The organism is Streptomyces sp. NPDC012510, assembly GCF_042955065.1.
In the GTDB taxonomy this organism is placed as follows: domain Bacteria; phylum Actinomycetota; class Actinomycetes; order Streptomycetales; family Streptomycetaceae; genus Streptomyces.
Window position 1 is genome coordinate 1 of sequence record NZ_JBIBEN010000079.1, and the last position, 1,510, is coordinate 1,510.

The window sequence follows — 1,510 nt, forward strand, 5'->3', positions numbered from 1 at the left end:
CCCCGTTATGTTTTTTGCGGTCCTGCAAGAGGGCCGCTGGCCTCCGGGCCCGGCATGACTTTTGCCCCCTGTCGAACGCATGACCTGGGGGGTGGTGTCACCGGGCCTGAGGGGTGCCGTCGGAGACGCTGATGAGAGGTCCGACCGCCGCCTGGCCGGGCGCAATGCCCGGCCGTTCGCGGGCGGCAGGTCTGCATAACGTGGATGCGCGAGAACGGCCCCGACGCCCAGGTCAGCACCGGTATCGAGCGAGTGGGGGCACGGTGATCGACATCAGCGGCGTGGGGGTCTTCCTCGGCCTGGACGTCGGCAAGAGCACGCATCACGGCCACGGGCTGACCCCCGCCGGGAAGAAGGTCTTCGACAAGCCCCTGCCCAACAGCGAGCCAAAACTGCGGGCCGTCTTCGAAAAACTGGCCGCGAAGTTCGGCACCGTCCTGGTGATCGTGGACCAGCCCGCCTCCATCGGCGCCCTGCCCCTGACCGTCGCCCGCGATGCGGGCTGCCAGGTCGCCTACCTGCCCGGACTCGCGATGCGGCGGATCGCCGACCTCTACCCGGGCGAGGCCAAGACCGACGCCAGAGACGCCGCGGTGATCGCGGACGCCGCACGGGCGATGCCGCACACCCTGCGCTCGCTGGAACTGACCGACGAGATAACCGCCGAGCTCACCGTGCTCGTGGGCTTCGACCAGGACCTCGCCGCCGAGGCCACCCGCACCTCCAACCGGATACGCGGCCTGCTCACCCAGTTCCACCCCAGCCTGGAACGCGTCCTGGGCCCCCGCCTCGATCACCAAGCTGTCACCTGGCTGCTGGAGCGTCACGGATCCCCGGCCGCCCTGCGCAAAGCCGGCCGCCGCAGACTCGTCGAACTGATCCGCCCGAAGGCCCCACGCATGGCCACCCGGCTGATCGACGACGTCTTCGACGCGCTCGACGAACAGAGCGTCGTCGTTCCGGGCACTGGCACCCTCGACATCGTGATCCCGTCCCTGGCCCGCTCGCTCGCGGCCGTCCACGAACAACGCCGGGCCCTGGAAGCCCAGATCAACGAGCTGCTGGGGGCCCACCCTCTTTCCCAGGTCCTGACGTCGCTGCCCGGCGTCGGCGTCAGGACCGCCGCAGTTCTCCTGGTCACCGTCGGCGACGGCACCAGCTTCCCCACCGCCGCCCACCTCGCCTCCTACGCCGGCCTCGCCCCGACCACGAAGCAGTCGGGCACTTCCATCCACGGCGAACACGCGCCCAGAGGCGGCAACCGGCAGCTCAAACGCGCGATGTTCCTCTCCGCGTTCGCCGCCCTGCACGACCCCGCCTCCCGCGGCTACTACGACCGCTGCCGGGCCCGCGGAAAGACCCACACCCAGGCCCTCCTCCGCCTCGCCCGGCAGCGCATCAGCGTCCTGTACGCCATGCTCCGCGACGGCACCTTCTACGAATCACGGCTCCCCGAAGCAGCCACCGCATGACCAGCCGGGCCTTGACGAAGGACATAGAGGCACCCCCC

Annotated in this window: 1 protein-coding gene; it reads left to right on the top strand. The window is 70.2% G+C overall.

Features of this window, described 5'->3' with window-relative positions; all coding sequences use genetic code 11:
- The first annotated feature begins 263 nt into the window (after positions 1 to 263).
- A complete protein-coding gene (locus tag ACFY9I_RS42420; RefSeq protein WP_391012870.1) occupies positions 264 to 1,472 on the top strand; it encodes an IS110 family transposase in 1,209 nt (402 codons plus the stop codon).
- Positions 1,473 to 1,510 lie beyond the last annotated feature (38 nt).